Below are 23879 nucleotides of genomic sequence, written 5' to 3'. Positions count from 1 at the left end.
CCTCTCCTCTTCCGCGTAAGGCGGATTCTTCTTCCCTGGGCCCCTGAGGCGGGGGACGAGCTAGCGGCACTGCGCGAGCATGGCGTTCTTGTCGGCCCTGGTCACGGGCAGGTCGTACTTGAGCGCGACCTGGGCGAAACGGGTGACGTACGCGCAGCGGACGCGGCGCTGGGGAGGCAGCCACCCGGCCGGGCCGGAGGCGTCCTTCTCCTCGTTGGCGCGGCCGTCGACGGGTAACAGGTTGAGCGGGTCGTTGGCGAAGTCGAGGCGTTTCGACATCGGCCAGCGCGGCGCGCCCATGCGCCAGCCGTAGTTGAGCGGCACGACGTGGTCCACCTGCACCTCGTCGGCCTGGGCCTTGTGCCAGGAGATGAGCCGGCCGGTGTAGGGGTCGGTCAGCTCCATGGCGACGACCTCGCAGCTCGACCCGGGCCGGTACTCGACGCCGGTGCCGTCGCGGGCGAGCAGGTCGTCGCGGGTGCGGCAGCCGTTGCGGGCGTAGGGGACGCCGGTGGCGGTGTCGGCCCAGTTCTCGCCGTACCGGCTGCGGGCGTAGCCGGTGTTGGGGCCGCGGCCCTTGACGCGTAAGCGGCCGATGAGGGCGCGCGCCCTGGCCCTGTCGCCGTCGGACAGGACGGGGGCGAGGCCGGGCAGCGTCCCGCTGGCGTTGCTGAGGGGGCTGGCGGCGGTGGCGGCGGGGCTCTTGGCGCTGCCGATGAAGGAAGCGACGATGACGGCTCCGGCGAGGATCGCGATGGCGTCCTTCGTGCTCAAGCAGCCCTCCGTGGCTCCCGCGGGCGAAGTTGTCTAGAGAATTCCCGCCATCGCCGGATTTGACACAGGAAGGCTTCCGTCACTGATCGACCCCGCGCCGCCTCACCCGCACTCCCCACCGCTCGCGCAGCTTCTCCACGCCTGCCCAGTACACGACGACGCCCGGGATCGTGAAGACCGCCGATCCCCATCCCTGCTGCAGGAACACGTTGACGATCGCCAGCAGCAACGGCGGGCCCAGCACGCCCCACGTCCGCCACTCCGAGCCCAGGACCCAGCACGCCAGACGGTGCAGCCGGAACCATCGGGGACGCAGCGGCTCCTTCAGGGCCGCCCGGAGCCGCCACACCCCGCGCAGTTGCCGCAGGGCGTACCGGGACTGCCCGGCGGGGGTGGCTCCCGCCCGCGCGAGATCGTGGAGCTCGGCGTGGAACTCCTCGGCGTACCGGGCTCTGTGGGCGGGTGGCAGCAACCGGAGTTCGACGTCGATGAGCTTCTCCGCCGGGCGTGCGGCGGTGACCGCCCGCGCCGCGGCGACGCCGGTCGCGGTGTTCCGCGGCGGTGGGCCCGCCGGGTCCTGCGCGGAGAACGTGGCCGCCTGGTCGGCGAGCCGCCGGTGCAGCCCCGCCCCGAGGGCCCACGCGCCGGGGAAGCCGCCGAGCAGGGCGCGGGCCGTCTCGTAGGCCGGCGCCAGGTCGCGGACGACGGCGGTCTCGACGGCCCGGAACAGGCGGTGGACGACGAGCAGGTCCTCGCGCAGGCGGGCGTCGAGGGAGCGGGCGAGGACGAGCAGGCCCTCCAACTCGGTCAGCGGCGCTTCGACCTGCGTGAGTCCGGCGCTCGCCGCCTCCAGGCGGTGGCCGATCCGCCGGGTCTCGCGTAACGCCTCGCCGGACAGGCCGCGCCTGGCCGGTGCCAAGGTGTTCACGCCACACCGCCGGAGGGCCGCAGCCGCAGGGCGGCGCGCTTGGCGGCGGAGCGGTCGAGCGCCTGCCTGGCCAGCTGGGCGCCGTCGGGGGTGAAGCGGTAGTAGCGGCGGCGCGGACGGCCCTCCTCGCGCGGATCCAGTTCCTCCCAGCTCGACTCCAGCCAGCCGAAGCCTTCCAGCCGGGCCAGGATCGGATGGATGGTGCCGCTGGGCAGGCCGGCAGCCGCGCAGATCTCCAGGCCGTACATGGCGCGGGTGGGGTCTTCGAGCAGGGCGCGGAGCACGAGCATGGTCGGCATGGTCATGCGGGGGAGGCTTCCCATGGTCTAACTCTACCTAGGGGTGTCGCAGGCCGCCAGATCCCTCGACGCCGCCCTTCGCCGAGCCGGTGCAGGTCCGGCCCGGCGGTGTGACGCTCGTCCCGCTAGGCCCGGGGCCCGGCCGGCCCGGTGGCCTCGACGGGCGTGGTGGCCTCGTCGGGTTCGGGGGCGGGGCGGGGCGGCCGGACGTACGTGCCGTTGCGGCGGGCCACCAGTTCGTCCAGCAGCTCGTCCCACTTCTGGCCCACCGCGTGCACGTCGTACGTGCGCGCCGTCTCCAGCGCGGCCGCCGCCAGCGACCGGCGCAGCGGCTCGTCCTCGATGACGCGCATGATGGAGGCCGCCAGGTTGGCGTTGGTACGCGGCTTGACCAGCAGCCCGTCCACCTCGTCGGTGATCATCTCCTTGGGCCCGTGCGGGCTGTTGAAGCTGACGATGGCCAGCCCCTTGGCCATGGCCTCCAGGATCGTCATCGGGAAGCCCTCGTGCCGCGAGCTGAGCACGAAGATCGACGCCTTCTCCAGCTCGGCCCCCACGTCGCTGGTCGGCCCCGGCAGCTCCACCTTGCCCTCAAGCCCGGCCTCGACGATCTGCGCGGCCAGGTTGTCCTCCTGCGGCCCGGCGCCGAAGATGCGCAGCTTCCAGTCGGGGTGCGCGGCGGCGACGGTCTCCCACGCGGTGATCAGCCGGTGGAAGCCCTTGAGCCGGGTCATCCGGCCCACGGCGACGACGACCTTGGCGTCCAGCCTGGACACCTCGCCGCTCATCGGCGGGACGGCGTTGGGGATGCGCGCCAGCTTCTTCGGCTTCTTCGGCAGCGTGCTGCGGTAGTCGCGCAGGTCGGCCTTGGTGAGGGTGACCAGGGCGTCCATCCGCCGGTACCGCCACTTGATCAGCTTCTGCATCGGCTCGGCCTGGGTGCGCAGGGCCACGTGCTCCTGCCCGATGGTGATCACGCCCGGCTGCGCCAACTGCGCCATGGCCAGGTTGAGCCCGGGACGGGTGGCCATCAGCACGCCGCTGTCGAGCGAGCGGATGTAGCGGGCCAGCTTGTAGTCGGTCCACAGGGTGAAGCGGTGGTAGGCCGTCTCCTCCGGCGGGATCAGCTTGCTGGGGAACTTCGACAACATCGCCCGCAGCGGATCGGGGCTGGGCTTGAGCCGGTCGTCGAGGAAGCGGAAGCGCACCCGCGGGTCGATCGGGAAGAACGGCTCCTCGGCCTCCTTCAGGATGCTGACGATCTCGACGTCGTGCTTCTCGGCCAGGTAGCCGGCCAGGTTGAACACCGTCCTGATCGTGCCGCCCATGCCGTTGGCGTGCAGGAGCAGGATCCTGATGCGGTCGGTCGACGGCGGCGGCGCGTTGCGTGCCTTGCGCCGGTTGTACCCCCGGTACAACCGGACCATCGCCGACTTCCCCCTGCGTGCCAGTGCGCGCACCTGGACGATCCCCCTTGTGCTCGGTTGCATTCGCATGCGCGCGGAGCCGGTCGTCAGGCCGCGCGCGAGCGGAGTGCACATGTCATCCCCTGTGCGCTTTCCCCGCCTATGATCTTTAGACGCCCAAGAGGTTCCTAAGGTTGCATACCTGGCCGATGCGACGGATCCGGCGTATGCGGCGAATGCTCGGCAAGCAGGCCAAGGGCGACGTCGATGGCCCGCTCCAGCTGCGTGTCCACGCCTTTGGCGTAGTCCTGCGGGGTGATGTCCACCTCGATGTCGGGATCCGTGCCGTAGTTCTCCACCTGCCAGCCGACGTCGTCGAAGGCGAAGGAGAACTCCGGCTGCGTGGTCACGGTCCCGTCGGCGAGCCGGTGGCGCGGCCAGATGCCGATCACCCCGCCCCAGGTGCGCTTGCCGACCAGCGGGCCCAGCTTGAGCAGCTTGAAGGTGTGGCTGAAGATGTCGCCGTCCGAGCCCGCCCACTCGTTGGTGATGGCCACCAGCGGCCCGCGCGGCGACTCCGGCGGGTACGGCTCCGGGTCCCCCCACCGCGGGTAGTCGTAGCCGAGCCGCCGCCTGGCCAGCTTCTCCAGCAGCAGCGCCGAGACGTGCCCGCCGCCGTTGAAGCGCACGTCCACGATGAGGGCGTGCCGGTCGTACTCGGCCAGGAAGCCCCGGTGGAACTCGCCGAACCCCTCGGTGCCCATGTCGGGGACGTGCAGGTAGCCGATGCGCCCGCCGGAACGCTCGTGGCACTCGGCGCGGTTGAGGTTCACCCAGTCGCGATAACGGGCCGGCTGCTCGTCGGCCAGCGCGCGCACGGTCACCGTGAACACCCGCTCCTCGCGCCGCAGGGTCAGCTCCACCTCCTCGCCGGCCTGGTTGACCAGCCGCTCGTTCGGGGTGGCCGCGCGGCCGATGGGCGCGCCGTTGATGGCCAGCACCGCGTCCCCCGGCCGCACGTCGAGCCCCAGCCGGTTCAGCGGCGAGGTGGCCTCGGGGTCCCAGGGGTCGCCGGTGACGATCGCGCGCACGCGGTAGACGCCGTCGCGGTAGTCCCAGTCGACGCCCAGCTTGCCCTGGCTGTAGTCCGGCCCGGGACGGTACTCCCCGCCGCTCTCGTAGGCGTGGCTGGTGCCCAGCTCGCCGTGCAGCTCCCACAGCAGGTCGGAGAACTCGCCCCGGGTGGTGACCCGGTCCACCAGCGGCTCGTAGCGCCGGTACACGCCCGGCCAGTCGACGCCGGCCATGTCCTCGGTCCAGAAGTTCTCCCGCTGCAGCCGCCACGCCTCGCGGAACATCTGCCGCCACTCCGACTCCGGCGCCACCGACACCTTGATGCGCGACAGGTCGATCCAGCCGCTCTCGCGTCCGGGCGGGTCGTCGTCGTGCTCGGGCACCTCGCCGGCCCTGACCACGCGCAGCCGGCTGCCGGCCCGGTACAGCAGCGTCTTGTGGTCGCGGCCCAGCTCGAACGCGGTGACGCCGTCGGCGAACGTCTCGTTCCTGCCCTTGGCGAAGTCATACAGGTGCAGGGTGTTCTCGCCCTCCAGCGGGCTGGTCAGCAGCAGCGCCTTGCCCTTGAGCCCGGCCACCCCCTCGTAGCGGCCCTCCGGCAGCGGGAAGGCGGTGACGCGGGCGGCCAGCCCGTCCAGGTCCACCCGGACGGCCTCCACCGGCTCGTCCTCCTCCTCGTCCTTGCCGTTGAGCGGACGACGTCCGGGCACGAACGGGTCGGGCGCGTCGGCCCGCAGCGCGATCGCGTACGGCCGGGTGCCCAGCGGGAACCCCAGGTCGAACTGCAACTGGTCGTAGACGGGCGAGAAGACCCGCTGGCCGATGAAGTACAGGTAGCGGCCCTGGGGGTCGAAGGCCGGCATCGAGTCCTTGAGCACCGGCTCGGAGGCGGCCACCGTCCGGCCGGTCTCCGGGTGGTGCAGCTTGATCGCGGTCGTCTGGGCGTTGAGCGGCCCGGCGTAGGCCAGCCACTGGCCGTCGTGCGACCAGGCCGGGTCCTCGGGGGGCCCGTGCGGGTTGCGTTCCACCAGCGTGGCCGCGCCCGTGGCCAGGTCCAGCAGGTACAGCTCGTGGCGGTGGTTGACCACCGCCACGCGGTCGTGCGCGGGGTCGGGGACCAGCTCGTTGATCCGGCCCAGCCGGGCCACCTCGACGCCGCAGCCGCCCTCGTGGCCCTCCAGGATGACCAGCGTCTCCTCGTCGGACTCGCCGCTGGCCGCGGCGATCAGCCGCACGCCGTCGTTCAGCCAGGTCAGGAAGCGGTAGCGGACGCCGTCCGGCTCGCCGTGCTGGCTCACCGGGCCCTCCCAGTCGGCCATCGCGTACGCCTTGCCGCGCGAGGTGATCGCCAGCGCGCTGCCGTCCGGGCTGAGGGTCGCGCTGTCGAGGAAGTCCTCGGCGTCGACGAACCGGCGGTTGCGCTGCGTCCTGGAGCTGGCCAGCCGCACGTCCAGCCGCCTGGGCCCGTCGCCCGGCCCGTCGCCCGGCTCCAGCAGGTACAGGTCGGCGCCGGCGTGGTAGACCAGCCGGTGGCCGTCGCCGGACAGGTTGCGCGCGTAGTAGTCCTCGTGGTGGGTGTGCTTGCGCAGGTCGCCGCCGTCCGGAAGGCAGGAGTAGACGTTCCCGACCCCCTCGTGGTCGGACAGGAAGCACACCCGACGGCCGCTCCAGCACGGCGAGGCCAGGTTTCCCGGCAGCCGGATCAGCCGCCTGAACTCGCCGTCGCCGTCGGTGTCGATCCACAGGTCGCCGACCGTGCCGCCGCGGTAGCGCTTCCAGCGCGCGGGGTCGGCGGTGTTGCGGCCGAGCACGATCATCCCGTCGGGGCCGTGGGCGATCGAGTTCGCCGGTCCGTACGGCAGCCGCTGCGGCACCCCGCCCGGCGCCACGCGGTGCAGCCATTTGCGCCCGGCGAACGGCTGGGACTGGTCGCTGGCGTACAGGATGCGGCCCTCGTGGTCCCAGCCGGTGACCGTGCAGCGGGCGCCGTGGAAGGTGACCCGGCGCGCGGCGCCGCCGACGGCCGGCATCACGTAGACCTCCTCCGGGCCCTCCTCCCGGCCGACGAACGCGATCTGGTCGCCGCGCGGGGAGATGCGCGGGTAGCCGGCCTCGGCCGCGCCGGCGGTCAGGCGGAACGCGCGGCCGCCCTGGGCCGAGACCATCCACAGGTCGTCCTCGGCGGCGAAGACCACCACGTCCTGAAATACAGTGGGAAAGCGGAGATAGGCCGACATGTGCGCAGCTCCTCTTCCACCGGACAGCCGAGGGCCGCCGGCCCCCGGCTGCGCGATTCACCTCACGGGGTCATCCCTCGTCGGTCCTTCGGGTTTCCTTCTTGGTCTCCTTGGCCTGCCGGCTCGTCTTGATCGCCTGCTTCTTGGCCTTGCCCGACTTGGTGGCCGGTTTCTTCTTCGTGTCAGCCATTGTTCTCCCCCTGTAACGGTTGCGCCCGATTGGCACACTATGGCGGATTAATACCCATCTATCCCTGATATCCGACATACCGCCTATCGCGTACGAATCGGGCGATCTCCGGACGGACGCGACCACCAAACCCCTTCGCCGCGCGACAGGCCCGGCAGCCGCCGCTCGGCCTCGTGCACGGCCGCCGCCGGGATCTCCCCTTCGAGCACCCACGTCCCGTCCCGCCTGCTCGTGCCGTCCAGGACCGCGCCCAGCCCGGCCAGGCGGGACGACACGGCGGCGAAGGCATCGGCGGGCACCTCCGCCTCGAAGCGGTGACACGGCTCGTACACCCTGGTCCCGGCCCTGCGCAGCGCCTCGGCCAGCACGACCCGGGCCTGCCCGCGGAAGTCGCCGGCGGTCGTGACCGGGGAGGCGTAACCCGTCGCCGTCAGCGTGACCAGCACGTCGGTGACCGGCCACCCGCGCGGGCCCGCCCCGAGGCCGTGCCGCACGCTCTCCTCGATCGCCCGGTGGAAGGCCAGGGGCAGCGAGCCCAGATCGACCTCCAGCCGGTAGAGCACGCCCGAGCCCGGCGCGGCCGGCTCGACCCGCAGGCCCACGGTCGCCATGAACGCGCCCCCGGCCTGACGCATCTCCTTGCTGGCCGCGCCGGTGCCCGCCGGACGCTCGAAGTGCACCGGACGGCTCGGCTCGAACTCCGCCTCCACGCCGAAGTCCCTGGCCAGGGTCTCGCCGATGACCTCCTTCTGGACCTCGCCGTACAGCAGGACCGACGTCCGGCCGCCGGGCAGCGTACGGGTGCCGATCAGGGGGTCCTGCTCGGCCAGCGCGACCAGCGCGGCGTGCAGGCGCGGCTCCTGGCCGGGGACCCGGGGGCGTACGACGGTCTCCAGGCTGGGCGGCGTGAAGTGGGCCTGCCCCGCCGGGCCGGGCTCGCCCAGCCGGTCGCCGACCCGGATCTCGGGCACGCCCCGGACCGTGGCGATGTCGCCCGCCACCGCCACCCGCGCCCCGGACCCGACGACGGCCACCCCGCTCGGCCGCCCCTCGTACGCGTGGACGCCCCCACCCGGCTCCCGCCGCAGAAACGTCACCCGCTCCCGCGCCCGCAGCTCTCCGCTCCACATCCGCAGATACGCGACCTTCTCCCCACCCCGCCCCCGCCCCACCGCAAACACCACAGCCACAGCCACAGTCGCCGTCGCCGTCGCCGTCGCCGTCGCCGTCGCCGTCGCCGCCGCTGCCGCCGTGCGGTCGGCGCTTCCATCCGCGCCGAGCGGCGGCTGGGGAACCGCGGGCAGCAGCCGGACCGCCCCGAGCAGCTCGGCCACGCCCTGGCCGGTGATCGCCGACCCGAACAACGCCGGATGCGCATCGCCCGCCGCGCACTGCGCCGCAAGTGCCTCCCGCACCCGCCCCGCACCCGGAACCACGTCATCGACGAGCAACTCCAACAGCCCGTCATCCCCCTCGGCCAACACCTCAGCCGCCACCATCCCCGCAGCCTCTGCGCCGCCCTCTGCGCCGCCCTCTGTGCCGCCCTCTGCGCCGGGCCCGGCGTCGGCCGCCAGGTCGGCCTCCGTCCTGGCGGGCTCGGCCTCGACGGGCCCAGCGGCCCGCACCACCTCCTCCGAGCCGTCGCCCGCCACCCCTGGGCGGGAAGCACCCCCGGAGGAGGGGGGAGCAAAGACGGGGGAGCGGGTGGCGACGACCGGGCCGCCGGAAGCCGCCCCGGAAGTCGAGGAAGGTCCGGTGGCGGGGGCCGGGTCGCGGGGAGCGGCCCCGGAGGACGGGGGAACGGAGGTGACGAGACTGGAGGGAGCCGCCTCGCGGGGAGTGGCGCCCGGAGGCAAGGGAGTGGAACCCGGTGGCGAAGGAGCGGAGCCCGGGGGCGGGGGAGTGGAGGCGAGGGGGTCAGGGGGCGGGGCGCTCGGGGCGGTGCCGAAGGGAGGCGGGGCGAAGGTGAAGGGAGGCGGGGCGAAGGTGAAGGGGTGGGTGGTGGCGGACGGGCCGCCGATGCCGCTCACCGTGTTGAGCGGGACCACCCGCGGCGACAACCACCGCCGGATCTCGGCGAGCACCCCCGCCTCCCGCGCCCCCATCCGGTCGATCTTGTTCACGAAGATCAGCGTGGGCAGCCGCAACCGCCGCAGCGTCTTCATCAGGACCCGCGTGTGCGGCTGTACGCCCTCCACGGCCGACACCACCAGGACGGCGCCGTCGAGCACGCCGAGCGCGCGTTCGACCTCGGCCACGAAGTCGGCGTGGCCCGGCGTGTCCACCAGGTTGACCCGCAGGTCGCCCATGGTGAACGAGGCCACCGCCGAGCGGATGGTGATGCCGCGGCGGCGTTCGATCTCGCCGCTGTCGGTCTGCGTGCTGCCGTCGTCGACGCTGCCGAGGCGCGCGATGACCCCGGTCTCGAACAGCAGCCGCTCAGTGAGGCTGGTCTTGCCCGCGTCTACGTGCGCGAGGATGCCGATGTTCAGGATGTGCATGAGTGGTGGAGCCCTCGAGAACTCTCGTGCCAATGGGGCGCTGGAAGATCTCTGGGCGGCGCCGCATCTCATGCTCCTGAACGTCGTCCGGCTGGGTGCCCGGTCATCCTGTCACCGGGGCGGGCCGGCGGACCACCGATTTAAACCGGGTCACAACAGGCGAAGCTGCTCCGGCTCTGCGACGGTGCCGGGCGTTCGGCGGGGCGGAACGCGGCGGGCCATGGCGGGCGTGGCTCTGCCGACCCCGTGGCGGCGGGCCAGCTCCTTGACCTGGGCGACGACGCGGTCCTGGTAGGAGGCGGGGGCGTAGGCGCCGCGGCCGTACAGCTCCAGATAGCGCGGCACCAGGCGCGGGTGCTCGCGCCCGAGCCAGCTCACCCACCACTCGCGCGCCCCCGGCCGCAGGTGCAGGACGATCGGGGCGAGGTGGGTGGCGCCGGCCTCGGCGATCTCCTTGACGGTGCGTTCGAGCTGGGCGGGGGAGTCGGTCAGGTACGGCAGGATCGGCGCCATCAGCACCCCGCACGCCACGCCGTTGTCGTTGAGCGTGGCGCACGCCTCCAGCCGCCGGCGCGGGTTGGGCGTGCCGGGCTCGACCTCGCGCCACACCGCCTCGTCCACGAAGCCGACCGACACGCTCGTGCTGACGTCGGTGACCTCGGCCGCCTCGGTGAGCAGATCGAGGTCGCGCAGGATCAGCGTGCCCTTGGTGAGCACCGAGAACGGGTTCGCGGCGTCGCGCAGCGCGGCCAGGATGCCCCGCATGAGCCGGTAGCGGCCCTCAGCGCGCTGGTAGCAGTCGACGTTGGTGCCCATGGCCACGTGGTGGCCGCCCCAGCGGGCCGCGGCCAGCTCCTTGCGGGCCAGTTCGGCCGCGTTGACCTTGACGACGATCTTCGAGTCGAAGTCGGCCCCGGCGTCGAGGTCGAGGTATTCGTGCGTCCTGCGGGCGAAGCAGTAGACGCAGCGATGCCCGCACCCGCGGTAGGGGTTGATCGTGTACTCGAACGGCACCCGGCTGGCCCCCGGCACCCGGTTGATGATGGACCGGGCCTGGACCTCGTAGAAGGTCATCCCCCTGAACTCGGGCGTGTCGAACGTACGGGTGACCGCGCCGCGGGCGAACAACGGCACGGCTGGATCGGCCTGACCGGGCCCGGCCAGGCGCAGGTTGTCCCAGCGCATCCCATGATTAGAACAAAAGTTCGAGCGTGATCGCAAACCGAAAAGAGGCGGTAATTAGGGGGTCACGTCAAGGCTAATGATCTTCATGGTTGGGGAGGAACACGCCACAGTGCTTGCGTTCCGGAGGTACGTCTATGGCCTGGTCGCAGGACGAGGAGCGAATGCTGGCCCAGATCGAGCAGCACCTCGTCGACGACGATCCGCGGCTCGTCGCCCGGCTCGAGTCGTTCAACGAGCGGGCTCGTCGCAGCGAGGCGCGGGCGAAGGGGCAGCCGGGCCACAGGCGGCCACGCCGGTCGACGGTCATCATCGTGATCAGCTGGGTGCTCATCGCGACGCTGGTGGCCACCCTGCTGATCATGGTGCTCCAGCACGAGGCCGCCACCGCCGTGGCCCTGGCCGCCTCGCGCTGACCTCCCCCGGACCGTCGGCCTGTCTCAGGCCGTGCGAACGGTCGGTTCGTGGCGTACCGGGAAGTTGACCGAGGCGGCGATGAAGCACGCCTTGTGGGCGTCCTCGTGCAGGCGGGCGGCGGTCTCGGCCATCTCCGGCGCGGCCACGGTCACCTCGGGGCGGAGCACGACCTCGGTGAAGTGGCCGCCGGCGCCGCTCTCGGCCATGGTGCCCGCCGCGTGGTCGGCGTACGCGGTGACCACGACGCCCGCCTCGGCGCACAGGTGCAGATACCACAACATGTGGCACTGGGAGAGCGAGCCGACCAGCAGCTGCTCGGGGTTCCACCGGGCGGGGTCGCCGCGGAAGGCGGGGTCGGAGCTGCCCGCGATGACCTGCCGGCCCTCGGCGGACAGGTCGTGGTCGCGGTCGTAGTCGCGGTAGCCGCTGGTGCCGGTGCCCCGGTTGCCGGTCCAGGTCACGGTGGTGGTGTACGTGTGGTGGCGGGTCATGCGGGTTCGTCCTTGCTGTGAGTGACGGCGCGGGTGTCGAGGACGTGCGCGCGGGCGATGGCCGCGGCGTCCTGCGGCCGGGCCTCGGTGATCGCGGCGAGAAGCTGTTCGTGCTGGCCGGAGACGTGCGCCGGACGGGACGGCGGCGCCAGCGAGCGCAATGTGGACACCTGGATCTGGTCCCACACGCGCTCCAGGGTGTGCAGCGCGATGGCGTTGGCCGCCAGCTCGGCGATCCGCCGGTGGAAGCGGCGGTTGAGCCCGACGGCCTCGCCGAGCCGACCCTGCGCGGTGGCGGCCGCCGTGGCGTCGGCGACCTGCCGCAGCGAGGCCAGGTCGGCGGGGGCGATGCGGCCCTCGCCCTGGCGGGTGGCCGCCAGCTCGGCCGTGAGCGCCTCCAGCGCCGCCCGCACCTGGTAGGCGTCCTCCAGTGCGGACGGCTCCAGGGCCACGACGACCACCCCGCGCCCGGCCGGGCGCACCAGGCCGTCGGCGGTCAGCGCCCGCAGCGCCTCGCGCACGGGGGTGCGGCTCATCTCCAGACTCGCCGCGACCTCCGTCTCGGTCAGCCGCGCCCCCGGCGGATAGGTTCCGTCGAGGATCAGCTCCCGCAACCGGCTCCAGGCCACATCGCTCTGCACGTACCCGACTCTAACGCTTTGCATACATTGCATGCAATGCATGCGACTCCTGTGAGAGAGAAGCTTCGAGCTGTCCCTGAGGAGAGGTCAGAGGCCCTTGAGGAAGGTCGCCGCCACCGGGGCCGCGACCTTGCCGCCCGTGCCGCCCCCCTCCACGACCACCGCGAAGGCCACGTCGCCCTTGAACCCCATGAACCAGGCGTGGGTGTCGAGCTTGTCGCCGGTGCCGAACTCGGCCGTGCCGGTCTTGCCGTGGGTGCCGGCGGGCAGGCCGCTGGCCCTGGCGGTGCCCTTGGAGACCACGGCCGCCATCATGCTGTGCAGCTGCTCCTTGACCCCCTTGGGCAGCGCCTGCTCGCCGGCCTTCTGCTTGAGCGAGGGCACCAGCGTGGGCGGCCGCCACGTGCCGTTGGCGATGGCGGCGGCGACCGAGGCCATCGACAGCGGGCTCGCGGTGATCCTGGCCTGGCCGAAGGACTCGGCGGCCAGCTCGGCGTCGGACTGGGCCCGCGGGAAGCTGGCCTTCGTGGCCGGCACGCCGATGTTGAGCGGCTGGTTGAAGCCGACGCCTTCCGCCGTCTTGAGCAGCTTGTCGGCGCCGAGCCGCTGTTCGGCCAGCGGCGCGAAGGTGGTGTTGCACGAGTGGGCGAAGGAGTCGAGGAATGACAGCGAGCCGAACTCCTCCTTCTCCGAGTTGCGGATCTTCAGCCCGCCGACGGTGGCGTACATCGGGCAGGTGACCTTGTCGCTGGGCGACAGGCCGGCCGCCAGCAGGCCGATCGCGGTGACCGCCTTGAACGTGGAGCCGGGCGGGTAGCGGCCGTCGAGGGCCCGGTTGAAGCCGCCCTGGTTGTTGACCACGGCCAGGATCTCGCCCGTGGAGGGCCGGATGGCGACCATGGAGGTGGGCTTGGGGACGTCCTTGACCGCGGTGACGGCCGCCGCCTGCGCCCGCGGGTCGAGCGAGGTCTCCACGGGCTTGCCGTCGGTGCCCTCGATGGTGCCGAGGGTCTTGCCGCCGAGCTGGATCTGGGTGGTGGGGGTGCCGGCCAGCCGCTTCTGGAACGTCTCCTGCAGGCCGCCGCGCCCGATCGCCTGCCCCGGCTTGTAGGAGGCGCCGAGCTTGGCGACGTCCTTCTTGGTGGCCTTGTCGAGGTAGCCGACGAGCTGCTGCACCGAGCCGCCGGACGTGCCGGTGTCGATGCGGCCGCCGTCGGCGTCGGTGATCTGCGCGCGCTGCGGCCAGCTCGTCTTGACGGCGAACGCCGCCCCCGGGGTCAGCTGCGGGTGCAGCGTGGACGGCCGCCAGTCGACCTTCCACATGCGGTCGGCCACAACGAGGTCGAGCTGCCCGTCGTAGGACCAGGAGCCGATGTTCTTCAGCGCCAGGGTCGCGGTGTAGGGGACCTTGGCCCGGCCGTCGCCCTCGACGACCCGCCCCAGCTTGACCGTGGCCGACTCGACGCCGAGCGCGGCGCGCTGCTGGTCGTAGGCGGTGAGCTGCTGCTGGGTGGCCAGCTCGGCGGTCATGGCGGCCTTGTCGCCGGCCTGCCAGGCGGCGGCGAAGCGCTGCGCCGTCTCGCCCGGTGTGCCCTTGGTGCGCAGCAGGTAGTAGGCGCCCCCGCCCGCGGCCCCCGCCACGAGCACGGCGGACACCGACACGATCGCGATGGTACGGCCCCGCGCCACTGGTCAGCCCCCTGGTCCTCGACGTCAGGTGTCAGAGCCTAGCGGTGACCGGTCACGTCGTTCCATTGGCGGTCTTGAAGCTGGAGGCGTACGCGGGCACGTACTCCTGCCCGGACAGCTTCTGGACGGCCTCCATGACCTCGTCGGTGACCCGGCGCCGGTCGCGCGCCTTGGTGTGGTCGCCCTCGAAGCGCATGGGCCGGCCGATGGAGATGCCGATCTTGGCGGGCCTGGGCACCTTGGCCCCGACCGGCAGCACCTTCTCGGTGCCCTTGAGCGCCACCGGCAGCACGGGCGCGCCCGTCTTGAGCGCCAGCCAGGCCACGCCGACCTTGCCGCGGTAGAGGCGGCCGTCGGGGGAGCGGGTGCCCTCGGGGTGGATGCCGAACAGCTCGCCGCGCTCCAGCAGCTCGGCGGCGGCGTCGAGCATGGCCTGGGCGGCGTGGGCGCTCTCGCGGTCGATCGGCAGGCTGCCGCCCAGGCGCATGAAGAAGCCGGAGACGGGGTTGCCGTCGAAGTACTCGTTCTTGGCGGTGAACGTGACGCGCCGGGGGAGCAGCGCGGGCAGCAGGAAGGAGTCGAGCACGGAGAGGTGGTTGGCCGCCAGGATGGCCGGGCCGACCCTCGGGACGTTCGCGGCGCCGGTGATGTGCGGCCGGCACATCGCGTGGGCGAGCGGCGCGGCGGCGAACTTGACCACTTCGTACAGCAACGGGCTCTCCTGGATCATGGGCAGTCAACCTTGCCACCCTAAGGCAGCGGGACGCCCGGAAAGCTTTAAGGCCGATGTGGTGGTCGCCTCCTCGGCGAGGTGCACAACACGGTTCCAGCCGAACGGTATTCCGTGAAGGCGGTAATTTGCGGCCCGGGGGACACAGCCACATCGGCATTTCCGAGTTAAGCACAGCCTCTGGCGTTGGAGGTAATCGTGCCCGCCGGATGGGGCGCGCGTGACCTGCGCGCCGGAGCTCAGGGGCCGGCGGGGCCGTCCATGAGCAGGGCGTAGGCGTGTTCGGCGGCGCGCACCGCGTCGGCCTCGGCCTCGGTCAGGGGCCGGCCCCCGGCGAGCTGCGCCCAGGTGCGGCGGGCCAGCACCCGCTGCACGGCCAGCGCCTGGGCCGCCAGCAGCGCGGCGGTCAGCTCGTCCATGCTCTCGGCCAGGGCCTCGGCCAGCTCGGCCTCGTCCTGGGTCATGTGGTGGAACAGGCGGACGGCCAGGCTGGGCGTGTCGAACACCATGCGGTGGAAGGCCAGCACCTCGGGGTGGTCGTTGAGCCCGGTGACCGGGTCGTGGGCGGCCAGGCCGTCGAGGTGGTGGCGGCGCAGCGCCGCGACCGGGTGCTCGCCGGGCGCCCGGCCGCGCACCACGCGGGCGGCCTCGCCCTTGTGGTCGGCGAACCGGTGCAGGACGAGGTCCTCCTTGGTCGGGAAGTACTTGAACAGTGTCGGCTTGGACACCCCGGCCGCCGCCGCGATCTCGGTCACCGGCACCTCGTCGAAGCCGCGTTCCAGGAAGAGCGTGATCGCCGCCGTCGAGATGGCCTCGTGCACCCGCTGCCGCTGCAGCTCCCGCAGTCCCGTCATGGCCGCACCCTATCAAAGTGTTAACCTGGTCAATGTCTTAACCGAGTTAACGCTTTGGGGGTGGGCATGGGAACGCTCGACGACGAACGGCGTCACGTCGAACGGTGCAGGGCGGGGCTGCGCAGGATGCTGGAGGGCGCGCGGGAGAACGTGATCGTCGGCGAGACCGTCGTCGGCGACCGCTACAGCGCGGAGCGGCTCGGCCGCCATCTCAAGAGCCTGGCCAAGGAGCTGAGCGAGGAGCCCGACGGGCCGCCGTTCTTCGGCCGGCTCGACTTCGGCCAGGACTCGGCCGAGCACCGCGGGCGGGCGTACCACATCGGCCGGCGGCACATCGCCGGCGAGCACGGCGGACCGCCGGTGGTGATCGACTGGCGCGCGCCCGTGGCGCGCGCCTTCTACCGCGCCGGCGCCCGCGACCCCCAGGGCGTCGAGGTGCGCCGCCGTTTCGGCTGGTCGGGCAGCACGCTGACCGGCTACGAGGACGAGCGTCTCGGCGCGGGGGAGGAGGGCGGCGGGGCGCTCCTGGCCGCCGAGATCGAACGCCCCCGCGTCGGCCCGATGCGCGACATCGTCGCCACCATCCAGCCCGAGCAGGACGACCTCGTCCGCGCCGACCTCGACACCACCATCTGCGTCCAGGGCGCCCCCGGCACCGGCAAGACCGCCGTCGGCCTGCACCGGGCCGCCTACCTGCTGTACGCCCACCGCCGCCGCCTCGAACGCTCCGGCGTCCTGGTGCTCGGCCCGAACCGGACCTTCCTCGGCTACATCTCGGCCGTGCTGCCCGCGCTCGGCGAGGTGGACGTCGAGCAGACCACCCTGGAAGGGCTGCTCGGCGCCTACCCCGTACGGGCCGTCGACTCCGCGGCGGCCGCGGCGGTCAAGCACGACGTCCGGATGGCCGAGGTGCTGCGCCGCGCGCTGTACGGCCGCATCCGCAGGCCCGCCGAGCCCGCCGTGGTGGCCGACGGCTCCTACCGCTGGCGCGTCGGCGAGGACGAGCTGCGCCGCATCGTGGAGGACACCAGGCGGGCCGCGCTCCCGTACGGGGTCGGCCGCGAACGCGTCAGGGCCAGAATGGTGGCGGCGATGCGGCGGCAGGCCGAGGCCCGCGGCCAGACCTGCGACGCCGCCTGGGAACGCCGGATCGGCCGGGCGCTCACCCCGGCGCTCGACGCGACCTGGCCCGCCGTCCGCCCCGAGGACGTGCTGTACGAGGTCCTCAGCGCCCCGCCCGAGGGCCTGCTGACCGATGCCGAACGCGCCGCGCTCGCCTGGCCCGGCCCGCCGCACGGGGCCAAGAGCGCCAAGAGCGCCAAGTGGACCGAGGCCGACCTGGTGCTGCTGGACGAGCTGGCCTGCCTGCTCGAACGTCCCCGCGGCTACGGCCACGTCATCGTGGACGAGGCCCAGGACCTGTCGCCCATGCAGTGCCGCGCCGTGGCCAGGCGCAGCGAGCACGGCTCGCTGACCGTGCTCGGCGACCTGGCCCAGGGCACCACGCCGTGGGCGGCCAGGTCGTGGCCGGAGCACCTGGAGCTGCTCGGCAGCCCCGGCGGGCGGATCGTCGAGCTGACCACCGGCTTCCGCGTGCCCGGCGTGGTCGTGGAGCTGGCCAACGCGCTGCTGGCCGCGCTCGACGCCGACGTGCCCCCCACCCGCTCCCACCGCTCCGACGGCAGGCTGCGCGTCATCGCGACGGCCGAGCTGGAGAAGGGGGTCGTGGCGGCCGTACGGGAGGCGGGCGGGTTCGAGGGGTCGATCGGGGTGATCGCGGCCGACGCGCACGTCGAGGCGATCACCTGCGCGCTCTGGAACGAGGGGCTGGACCTCGGCGAGCGGCTGAGCGTCATGCCCGCCTCGATGGCCAAGGGCCTGGAGTACGACCACGTGGTGCTCGCCGAGCCGGCCGCCGTCGTCGCGGCCGAGCCGCGCGGGCTCAACCGTCTGTACGTCGCCCTCACCCGCGCGGTCTCCCGGCTCGACGTCGTCCACGCCGAACCCCTTCCCCCTCAGTTTTCCCGCCCGTCATAACCCTTCTGAAATGGGCAGATGTCGGGACTCGGCGGCTCGACAGGCCTCCGGCTCTGGTGTGTGATGTGACTCACTTCACGAGGGAGCCGGAGAATGACCGCTTCGCAAGACCCGCCCCCGGGCGACGACGAGCACACGCGTGAAGGGCGCCGGCCGCAGCCGCCGCCCTACGCCCGGCCGCCGCAGCGGCAGGGCGCCCAGGTCCTGTCGATCATCGGGTTCGTCAGCGCCGCGGTGGCCATCCTGTTCATACCGATCCTGTTCGGCCTGGCCGGCATCGTGCTGGGCATCGTCGGCCACACCCGCGGCGAGTCCCTGGGCAAGTGGGCCGCCATCGCCGCCGCGGCCTGCATGGTCGTCGGCATGGTCCTCGGCGCGCTGGCCACGCGCGCGCTGGGCTCCTGACCCGCTGTGCCCGCGTGAGATCCGCCGTCGCGCGGGCACAGGGACGCGTCCCGGAATGAAGCGCGCCTCCCGGATGCTGTCAGGGACGCAGTCGCTCATGGAAGAAGGCGTTAACCATGTCCCCGCAGGCGGACGCGGCCCATCTGATCGTGCGAGCCCTGGAGGCGGAAGGCGTCGAGTACGTCTTCGGCATCCCCGGCGAGGAGAACATCCACTTCGTCGACGCGCTCAACGACTCCTCCATCCGTTACATCCTCGTCCGGCACGAGCAGGGCGCGGCGTTCATGGCCGAGATCTACGGCAGGCTCACCGGCAAGGCGGGGGTGGCCTCGGCCACGCTCGGCCCCGGCGCGATCAACCTGCAGCTCGGCGTGGCCGACGCCACCACCAACAGCACCCCCGTCGTGGCGATCACCGCCCAGGTCGGCCTCGACCGCATCTACAAGGAGTCGCACCAGGTGGTCGACCTGGTGTCGCTGTTCCGTCCGATCACCAAATGGGCCGACCTCGCCCCCACGGCCCTGGCCCTGCCCGAGATGATCCGCAAGGCGTTCAAGACCGCCCAGACCGAGCGGCCCGGCGCCGTCTACCTGGCCATCCCCGAAGACGTCGAGTCGGCCCCCGTGCCGGCCGACCTCGGGCCGCTGCCGGTCAACGTCGTACGCCCCCAAGACCCCTCCGCCGCGCAGATCGCCCGCGCGGCCGACGTGCTGGCCCGCGCGCGCCGGCCGATCGTGCTGGCCGGGCACGGCGCCGGGCGGGCCGGGGCGGCCGCCGCGCTGGTGCGCTTCTCCGAACGGCTCGGGCTGCCGGTGGCCACCACGTTCAACGGCAAGGGCGTCTTCCCCGACGACCACCCCCACGCGCTGGGCGCGGTCGGCTTCATGCGGCACGACTACGTCAATTTCGGCTTCGACGAGGCGGACGTGCTGATCAGCGTCGGCTACGAGCTGCAGGAGTTCGACCCCGTCAAGATCAACCCCAACCGCGACAAGGAGATCATCCACCTGCACCGGTTCCCCGCCGAGGTCGACGACCACTATCCGGTGTCCGTCGGGGTGCACGGCGACATCTCCCGGTCGCTGGACGCGCTCGCCGACGCCGTCCCGCGCCGCTTCGAGCTCAACGGCACCGGTGAGAAGATCCGCCGCCTGATGCGCGAGGAGCTGGAGCAGGGGCGCTCGGAGGACGGCTTCCCGCTGTCGCCGCGGCGCGTGGTCGCCGACATCCGGGAGGCCATGGGCCGCGAGGACATCGTGCTGGCCGACACCGGCGCGGTGAAGATGTGGATGGCCCGCATGTACCCGACGTACGAGCCCAACACGATGCTGGTCTCCAACGGGCTGTCCTCGATGGGGTTCTCGGTGCCCGGGGCGCTGGCCGCCAAGCTGGCCTTCCCCGAGCGCAAGGTGCTGGCCGCCACCGGCGACGGGGCGTTCCTGATGAACTCCCAGGAGCTGGAGACGGCCGTCCGCGAGCGCGTCCCGATCACGGTCCTGGTGTGGGTCGACGACGCGTACGGGCTGATCGAGTGGAAGATGGACCTGGAGCTCGGCCGTCACTCGGGCATCCGCTTCGGCAACCCCGACTTCGTCGCCTACGCCGAGAGCTTCGGCGCCCGCGGCTACCGGATCACCAGCGCCGGAGAGCTGCTGCCCACGCTGCGCAAGGCGCTGGCCGACGAGACGGTGTCGGTGATCGCGGTGCCCGTCGACTACGCGGCCAACCTGGAGCTGACCGGCAAGCTCGGCGAACTCACCGGCCCGTTCTGACCGGCCGTTCCCAGGGGCATCTGGGTCAGGTTCTCGTCCAGTGGGGCTGCGCGACGTCGAACACCCGCTGTTCGCGCCCGCGCAGCGCCACCTCGGCGAACTGCCACAGGATCGCCCCGGTCGGCGCGTGGATCACGATGTCCGGCCCGAGCGGCATCTGCAGCAGCTCGCCCTGCCAGCGCGGCACGCCGGGCGCGAGGAAGCGCTCCAGCGGCACCGCGTGCACCGAGGCCACCTCATGGGCGTCGCCCACCGGCTCCTGACGGCCCCCGAACGCCACCACCGGAGTGATCACGAACCCGGAGTCGGCGACGAAGTCGTCGAGCAGCCCGGCCACCGCCACGCCGGTCACCCCTACCTCCTCGGCCAGCTCGCGCAGCGCCGCCTCCACCGGCAGCTCGCCGTCGTCGAGCCGCCCGCCCGGCAGCGCCCACTGCCCCGCGTTGCGCCCCCGCGCCGCCCTGCGGATCAGCACCGTGTACGGGACGCGCTCGGCGTCCTCCAGCACGCACACCGTCACGGCCGCCCGGCGCACCCCTGGGACGGGCGGCACCTCCCGGCGGTCGAAGGCGGCGAGATGCGCGGTGACCTGCTCGCGCAGCACGTCGATCGGGGGCAGCATCCCCTCAGGATCCCACGCCCTGCCCGTACGGGCCGAGGGCCCGTCAGGAGAGGGCGGCCACCCCCTCCAGGAGGCGGTCGACGTCCGAGCGGTCGTTGTAGTGGACCAGGCCCGCGCGGACGGCGCCGCCCGAGTCGCGCACGCCGAGGGCGCCGGTCAGCTCCCAGGCGTAGTTGTGGCCGTTCCAGACGTTCACCCTCAGCCCGGCCAGATGCTCGGCGACCTGGCGCGGGGTGTGCCCGGCGACGGTGAAGTAGGCGGTCGCGGTGCGCCTGGCGGGCTTGCCGAGCAGGGTGACGTGCGGCATCGTCTCCAGGCCGGAGATCAGGGCGGCGAACAGCTCCAGCTCGTGCTCCTCGGCGGCGGCCATCGAGGCGAGCAGGCGTTCGCGGCGGGTGCCGACGCCGGGGACCATGGCGGCCAGGTGGTCGACGGCCGCGGTGACCCCGGCCAGGTCGGCGAACGCGGACGTGCCCGTCTCGAACCTCTCCGGCACGGTGTCGGGGGAGGGCCGCAACTTGGCCGGGCGGACCGTCTCCAGCAGCGCCGGGTCGGCGACGACGGCCCCCACGTGCGGCCCCGACCACTTGTAGGCGCTGGTGGCGTAGAAGTCGGCGCCCAGCGCCCGCATGTCCACCGGGCCGTGCGGGGTGGCGTGCACGCCGTCCACGTACAGCAGGGCGCCCGCGCGGTGGGCCAGCTCGGCGATGGCGGCCACGTCGGGACGGGTGCCGAGGATGTTGCTGGCCGCCGTCACCGCGACGACCTTGGTCCGCTCGCCGATCAGGTCGGCGTACTGGTCGACGGGGAGCTCGCCGGTCACCGCGTCCACCTCGGCCCAGCGGACGGCGGCGCCCGTCTGGGTCCACGGACGCACGTTCGCGTCGTGGTCCAGCCGGGAGACCACCACCTCGTCGCCGGGCCCGGTCAGCGCCCTGGCCAGCCGGTACGTCAGCGTCGTCATGTTCGGGCCGAGGATCACGCCGGCGGGACGGCCGCCGACGAGGTCCGCGACGGCGGCACGGCAGGCGGCGACGATCTCGTCCGCCCGGCGGCTGGCGGGGAAGGCCCCGCCCACGTTGCCGAGCCCGGCCCGGTAGGCGGCGGAGATGGCGTCGATCACCGGCTGGGGCGTCTGGGTGCCGGCCGCGCCGTCAAGGTAGGCGAAACCATCGGAAAGCGCAGGATAGGAGGAACGTACGGACTCCAGGGGGAAAGGCATGATAAGTAGATGCTCACCCTCAGAGACCTCAACCGCGCCACCTTGGCCCGGCAGCACCTCCTCGCCCGGCACGAGGGCCGCCCGGCCGACGTCGTGCACCGGCTGGCCGGGCTGCAGGCGCAGGAGCCGCGGCCGCCCTACCTGGGGGTGTGGACGCGGCTGGCCGGCTTCCGGCGCGAGGACCTGCACGACTCGCTGCACGCGGGCGGCCTGGTGCGGGCGACGATGATGCGGGCCACGCTGCACCTGGTGACGGCGGAGGACTACGCGTCCTTCCGCCCGCTGCTGCGTCCCATGCTGGCCGCCGCGGCGCGCCGGTTCGAGGGCGTCGACTTCGAGGCCGTCGCCGCGGTCGCCGACCGGCTGCTCGCCGACGGGCCGCTCACCTTCAACGAGCTGCGGCCCCTGCTGCTGAAGGAGTTCCCCGGCGCGGACGAACGGGTGCTCGGCTACGCCGTGCGCATGATGACGCCGCTGGTCATGGTGCCGACGCAGGACCGGTGGAGCTTCCCGCGCGAGTCCGCCTTCGGGCTGCCCGGCGTCGAACTGGACCCGGCGCCCAGCGTGGAACGCCTGGTCGAGCGGTACCTCGCCGCGTTCGGCCCGGCCACCCCCGCCGACGTCCAGACCTGGTCGGGACTGGGCGGGATGCGGGCCGTCATGAAGGGGATGGAGCTGGACAGGCTCGCCGACGAGACGGGACGCGAACTGTTCGACCTGCCCGGCGCGCCGCGGCCGGGCGGCGACGTGCCCGCGCCGGTGCGCTTCCTGCCCGACTTCGACAACCTCGTCCTGGGGCACGCCGACCGTACGCGGGTGCTGGCGGACGAGTTCAGGCCGCTGGTCGCGACCAAGAACCTGCGGATCAAGGCCACGTACCTGGTGGACGGGTTCGCGGCGGGGACCTGGCAGATCAAGCGGTCCGGCAAGAAGGCCAAGCTCCTCATCAGCCCCTTCGCCGCGCCGACGCCTCTGGACGCCCTGGAGGAGGAAGGGCTCGCGCTCCTCGCCTTCGCCGAACCGGACGCGACCACCTACACCCTCGAACACACCCCACCCAACTGACCACCCCGCCCGAAGAACGAACGTGGGAAATTGAGATGCCGGAGCCGGGGGTGCATCCCTACCCTCGGCCCATGCGTCACGAATCCGCCCTGTTGAACGTCATCGACGTGGAAGCCACCTGCTGGGACGGGCAGCCGCCGCCCGGCTCCGTCAACGAGATCATCGAGATCGGCCTCACCGTCGTGGACGTGTCGGCACGGAGCCGGGTGTCCCGGCACCGCATCCTGGTCCGCCCTGTCCGGTCGGCGGTGAGTGACTTCTGCACGGAACTGACCGGCCTGACGCAGGCCGAGGTGGAACGGGGTGTCACCTTCGCCGAGGCATGCCGGATCCTCGCCGAGGAGTACGGCGCCGGGGAGCGTCCCTGGGCGAGCTGGGGCGAGTACGACCGACGGCAGTTCGCTCGACAGAGTCAGGCCGACGGAGTGGCCTACCCGTTCGGCTATCCGACGGAACGCACCCACACCAACGCCAAGGCCGTGTTCGCGGCGGCGTACGGACTACGCAAGAAACCCGGCATGGATCACGCTCTGCAGATCGCCGGACTGCCGCTGGAGGGACGCCATCACCGCGGCGAGGACGACGCGTGGAACATCGCGGCACTCGTCCTCGACCTGTTGGACCGCGGGGCATGGCCGGGCCTCTAGCTCCTGGTGCGACTGACCGCGATTGCGGCGTTGTGTCGGTGTGGCCTCGTAGACTCCCCGGCCACGTCGTCGAAGGGGATTGCCGTGGAAGACCCGACAGGGATCGCAGCGCTGACCGAGATCCTGCCCGCGAATCTCGGTGCGGACGAGGAGATCGACTGGCCGGCGGCAGAGGCGCGGTGGGGCACGCGGTTCCCGCGTGACTACATGGCCTTCATGTCCGTCTACGGCGGCGGCTCGTTCGCCGAGGTCGGCATCCTCATGCCGTTGCCCAAGGAGTACATCCAGTGGGATCCCGGGACCTTCGAGGAGGAGACGGAGAACGCCCGTGACACCTGGGAGATGCTGGGCGGCCAGGAAGGGCTCGACATCGACCCGAACCACATCCTCGCCTGGGGCATCACTTCGGGCCCCGACATCCTGTGCTGGCTGACCACCGATCCCGACCCCGACCGGTGGCCCGTCCTGGTCTGCGGCCGCCATACCCGCGAGGGCTTCACCCTCTTCCCCTGTGGCATGGTCGAATTCCTCCGCATGCTGCTCCTGGACGAGCACGACCCCTACCCCCTCAGCGTCGAGGTGCGTAACGCCTCGCCGCGCTACGTGCACTGGCTCGAAGAACAGAAGCGCTGGAAGGCGAGAGCGGCCGGCTTCGGTTCGCCACGATCAGCCGATCAGTAGGGTTCGTCGCGCTCC

Annotated in this window: 21 protein-coding genes; 7 read left to right on the top strand and 14 right to left on the bottom strand. The window is 72.5% G+C overall.

Annotated elements, in window-relative coordinates; all coding sequences use genetic code 11:
• Positions 1 to 60: 60 nt before the first annotated feature.
• The 7 genes from ACIBK9_RS15695 to ACIBK9_RS15665 all read right to left on the bottom strand — a co-directional run bounded on the left by ACIBK9_RS15695 (position 61) and on the right by ACIBK9_RS15665 (position 10594).
• Positions 61 to 774 carry an HNH endonuclease family protein gene (locus ACIBK9_RS15695; protein ID WP_397158644.1) on the bottom strand — a complete coding sequence of 238 codons (714 nt, stop codon included), beginning with the start codon at positions 772 to 774 and terminating at the stop codon, positions 61 to 63.
• Between the two features lie 79 nt (positions 775 to 853).
• Positions 854 to 1702 carry a hypothetical protein gene (locus tag ACIBK9_RS15690; RefSeq protein ID WP_397158642.1) on the bottom strand — a complete coding sequence of 283 codons (849 nt, stop codon included), beginning with the start codon at positions 1700 to 1702 and terminating at the stop codon, positions 854 to 856.
• Positions 1699 to 2025, bottom strand: a complete 327-nt coding sequence (locus ACIBK9_RS15685) for a PadR family transcriptional regulator (protein WP_397158640.1) — start codon at positions 2023 to 2025, stop codon at positions 1699 to 1701. The genes ACIBK9_RS15690 and ACIBK9_RS15685 overlap by 4 nt, the downstream gene beginning before the upstream one ends.
• 101 nt (positions 2026 to 2126) lie before the next feature.
• Entirely contained in the window at positions 2127 to 3461 is a 1335-nt protein-coding gene (locus tag ACIBK9_RS15680) for a glycosyltransferase family 4 protein (RefSeq protein WP_397158638.1), read from the bottom strand.
• A gap of 134 nt (positions 3462 to 3595) precedes the next feature.
• Positions 3596 to 6718 (bottom strand): PDZ domain-containing protein, encoded by a 3123-nt coding sequence (locus tag ACIBK9_RS15675; protein ID WP_397158636.1) that lies wholly within the window; start codon positions 6716 to 6718, stop codon positions 3596 to 3598.
• Between the two features lie 273 nt (positions 6719 to 6991).
• A complete protein-coding gene (locus tag ACIBK9_RS15670; RefSeq protein WP_397158634.1) occupies positions 6992 to 9409 on the bottom strand; it encodes a GTP-binding protein in 2418 nt (805 codons plus the stop codon).
• 150 nt (positions 9410 to 9559) lie between these two features.
• Positions 9560 to 10594 carry an Rv2578c family radical SAM protein gene (locus tag ACIBK9_RS15665; protein WP_397158632.1) on the bottom strand — a complete coding sequence of 345 codons (1035 nt, stop codon included), beginning with the start codon at positions 10592 to 10594 and terminating at the stop codon, positions 9560 to 9562.
• A gap of 134 nt (positions 10595 to 10728) precedes the next feature.
• On the opposite strand from ACIBK9_RS15665, the gene ACIBK9_RS15660 reads away from it, so the two are divergent.
• A complete protein-coding gene (locus ACIBK9_RS15660) occupies positions 10729 to 11007 on the top strand; it encodes a DUF3040 domain-containing protein (RefSeq protein WP_352328164.1) in 279 nt (92 codons plus the stop codon).
• 24 nt (positions 11008 to 11031) lie between these two features.
• On the opposite strand, the gene ACIBK9_RS15655 is transcribed toward ACIBK9_RS15660, so the two are convergent.
• From ACIBK9_RS15655 to ACIBK9_RS15635, 5 genes are all read right to left on the bottom strand, one after another.
• Entirely contained in the window at positions 11032 to 11499 is a 468-nt protein-coding gene (locus ACIBK9_RS15655; RefSeq protein ID WP_358299144.1) for an OsmC family protein, read from the bottom strand.
• Positions 11496 to 12140 (bottom strand): GntR family transcriptional regulator, encoded by a 645-nt coding sequence (locus ACIBK9_RS15650; RefSeq protein ID WP_358299147.1) that lies wholly within the window; start codon positions 12138 to 12140, stop codon positions 11496 to 11498. Before ACIBK9_RS15650 ends, ACIBK9_RS15655 begins: the two co-directional genes overlap by 4 nt.
• A gap of 87 nt (positions 12141 to 12227) precedes the next feature.
• Positions 12228 to 13802 (bottom strand): penicillin-binding transpeptidase domain-containing protein, encoded by a 1575-nt coding sequence (locus ACIBK9_RS15645; RefSeq protein WP_397158629.1) that lies wholly within the window; start codon positions 13800 to 13802, stop codon positions 12228 to 12230.
• 79 nt (positions 13803 to 13881) lie between these two features.
• Entirely contained in the window at positions 13882 to 14559 is a 678-nt protein-coding gene (locus tag ACIBK9_RS15640) for a lysophospholipid acyltransferase family protein (protein WP_387653850.1), read from the bottom strand.
• A 239-nt stretch (positions 14560 to 14798) separates the two neighbouring features.
• Positions 14799 to 15413 carry a TetR family transcriptional regulator gene (locus tag ACIBK9_RS15635; RefSeq protein WP_397158627.1) on the bottom strand — a complete coding sequence of 205 codons (615 nt, stop codon included), beginning with the start codon at positions 15411 to 15413 and terminating at the stop codon, positions 14799 to 14801.
• 66 nt (positions 15414 to 15479) lie between these two features.
• Here ACIBK9_RS15635 and ACIBK9_RS15630 point away from each other — a divergent pair, with 66 nt between their 5' ends.
• The 3 genes from ACIBK9_RS15630 to ACIBK9_RS15620 all read left to right on the top strand — a co-directional run bounded on the left by ACIBK9_RS15630 (position 15480) and on the right by ACIBK9_RS15620 (position 19627).
• Complete coding sequence (locus tag ACIBK9_RS15630) at positions 15480 to 17450, top strand: HelD family protein (RefSeq protein ID WP_397158625.1); 1971 nt, start codon at positions 15480 to 15482, stop codon at positions 17448 to 17450.
• A gap of 93 nt (positions 17451 to 17543) precedes the next feature.
• A complete protein-coding gene (locus ACIBK9_RS15625; RefSeq protein WP_387674300.1) occupies positions 17544 to 17855 on the top strand; it encodes a hypothetical protein in 312 nt (103 codons plus the stop codon).
• A gap of 116 nt (positions 17856 to 17971) precedes the next feature.
• Positions 17972 to 19627: an acetolactate synthase large subunit gene (locus tag ACIBK9_RS15620; protein WP_397158623.1), complete on the top strand. Its 1656-nt coding sequence runs from the start codon at positions 17972 to 17974 to the stop codon at positions 19625 to 19627.
• 25 nt (positions 19628 to 19652) lie between these two features.
• Here the strand turns inward: ACIBK9_RS15620 and ACIBK9_RS15615 are convergent, their stop codons facing one another.
• Both ACIBK9_RS15615 and ACIBK9_RS15610 read right to left on the bottom strand, forming a co-directional pair.
• Positions 19653 to 20249 (bottom strand): NUDIX hydrolase, encoded by a 597-nt coding sequence (locus tag ACIBK9_RS15615; protein WP_387674294.1) that lies wholly within the window; start codon positions 20247 to 20249, stop codon positions 19653 to 19655.
• Positions 20250 to 20292: 43 nt separating this feature from the next.
• A complete protein-coding gene (locus ACIBK9_RS15610; RefSeq protein WP_397158621.1) occupies positions 20293 to 21471 on the bottom strand; it encodes a cysteine desulfurase-like protein in 1179 nt (392 codons plus the stop codon).
• A 9-nt stretch (positions 21472 to 21480) separates the two neighbouring features.
• Between ACIBK9_RS15610 and ACIBK9_RS15605 the strand changes: the two genes are divergently transcribed.
• The 3 genes from ACIBK9_RS15605 to ACIBK9_RS15595 all read left to right on the top strand — a co-directional run bounded on the left by ACIBK9_RS15605 (position 21481) and on the right by ACIBK9_RS15595 (position 23864).
• The gene (locus ACIBK9_RS15605; protein WP_397158619.1) at positions 21481 to 22536 is read left to right on the top strand and encodes a winged helix DNA-binding domain-containing protein; all 1056 of its coding nucleotides are present in this window, start codon (positions 21481 to 21483) and stop codon (positions 22534 to 22536) included.
• A gap of 71 nt (positions 22537 to 22607) precedes the next feature.
• The gene (locus tag ACIBK9_RS15600; RefSeq protein ID WP_397158617.1) at positions 22608 to 23183 is read left to right on the top strand and encodes an exonuclease domain-containing protein; all 576 of its coding nucleotides are present in this window, start codon (positions 22608 to 22610) and stop codon (positions 23181 to 23183) included.
• An 84-nt stretch (positions 23184 to 23267) separates the two neighbouring features.
• Entirely contained in the window at positions 23268 to 23864 is a 597-nt protein-coding gene (locus tag ACIBK9_RS15595; protein ID WP_397158615.1) for an SMI1/KNR4 family protein, read from the top strand.
• Positions 23865 to 23879: the final 15 nt, after the last annotated feature.

Source organism: Nonomuraea sp. NPDC050227, assembly GCF_044459705.1.
Classification (GTDB): Bacteria; Actinomycetota; Actinomycetes; order Streptosporangiales; family Streptosporangiaceae; genus Nonomuraea.
This window is presented reverse-complemented; position numbering and strand designations above follow the sequence as displayed.

Bases quoted from the DNA above. Each gene is read 5' to 3' on its own strand.
- ACIBK9_RS15610 (WP_397158621.1), bottom strand. From the start codon at position 21,471: ATGCCTTTCCCCCTGGAGTCCGTACGTTCCTCCTATCCTGCGCTTTCC.
- ACIBK9_RS15685 (WP_397158640.1), bottom strand. From the start codon at position 2,025: ATGGGAAGCCTCCCCCGCATGACCATGCCGACCATGCTCGTGCTCCGC.
- ACIBK9_RS15630 (WP_397158625.1), top strand. From the start codon at position 15,480: ATGGGAACGCTCGACGACGAACGGCGTCACGTCGAACGGTGCAGGGCG.
- ACIBK9_RS15665 (WP_397158632.1), bottom strand. From the start codon at position 10,594: ATGCGCTGGGACAACCTGCGCCTGGCCGGGCCCGGTCAGGCCGATCCA.
- ACIBK9_RS15670 (WP_397158634.1), bottom strand. From the start codon at position 9,409: ATGCACATCCTGAACATCGGCATCCTCGCGCACGTAGACGCGGGCAAG.
- ACIBK9_RS15655 (WP_358299144.1), bottom strand. From the start codon at position 11,499: ATGACCCGCCACCACACGTACACCACCACCGTGACCTGGACCGGCAAC.
- ACIBK9_RS15615 (WP_387674294.1), bottom strand. From the start codon at position 20,249: ATGCTGCCCCCGATCGACGTGCTGCGCGAGCAGGTCACCGCGCATCTC.
- ACIBK9_RS15600 (WP_397158617.1), top strand. From the start codon at position 22,608: ATGCGTCACGAATCCGCCCTGTTGAACGTCATCGACGTGGAAGCCACC.
- ACIBK9_RS15605 (WP_397158619.1), top strand. From the start codon at position 21,481: ATGCTCACCCTCAGAGACCTCAACCGCGCCACCTTGGCCCGGCAGCAC.
- ACIBK9_RS15660 (WP_352328164.1), top strand. From the start codon at position 10,729: ATGGCCTGGTCGCAGGACGAGGAGCGAATGCTGGCCCAGATCGAGCAG.
- ACIBK9_RS15675 (WP_397158636.1), bottom strand. From the start codon at position 6,718: ATGTCGGCCTATCTCCGCTTTCCCACTGTATTTCAGGACGTGGTGGTC.
- ACIBK9_RS15620 (WP_397158623.1), top strand. From the start codon at position 17,972: ATGTCCCCGCAGGCGGACGCGGCCCATCTGATCGTGCGAGCCCTGGAG.
- ACIBK9_RS15625 (WP_387674300.1), top strand. From the start codon at position 17,544: ATGACCGCTTCGCAAGACCCGCCCCCGGGCGACGACGAGCACACGCGT.
- ACIBK9_RS15635 (WP_397158627.1), bottom strand. From the start codon at position 15,413: ATGACGGGACTGCGGGAGCTGCAGCGGCAGCGGGTGCACGAGGCCATC.
- ACIBK9_RS15640 (WP_387653850.1), bottom strand. From the start codon at position 14,559: ATGATCCAGGAGAGCCCGTTGCTGTACGAAGTGGTCAAGTTCGCCGCC.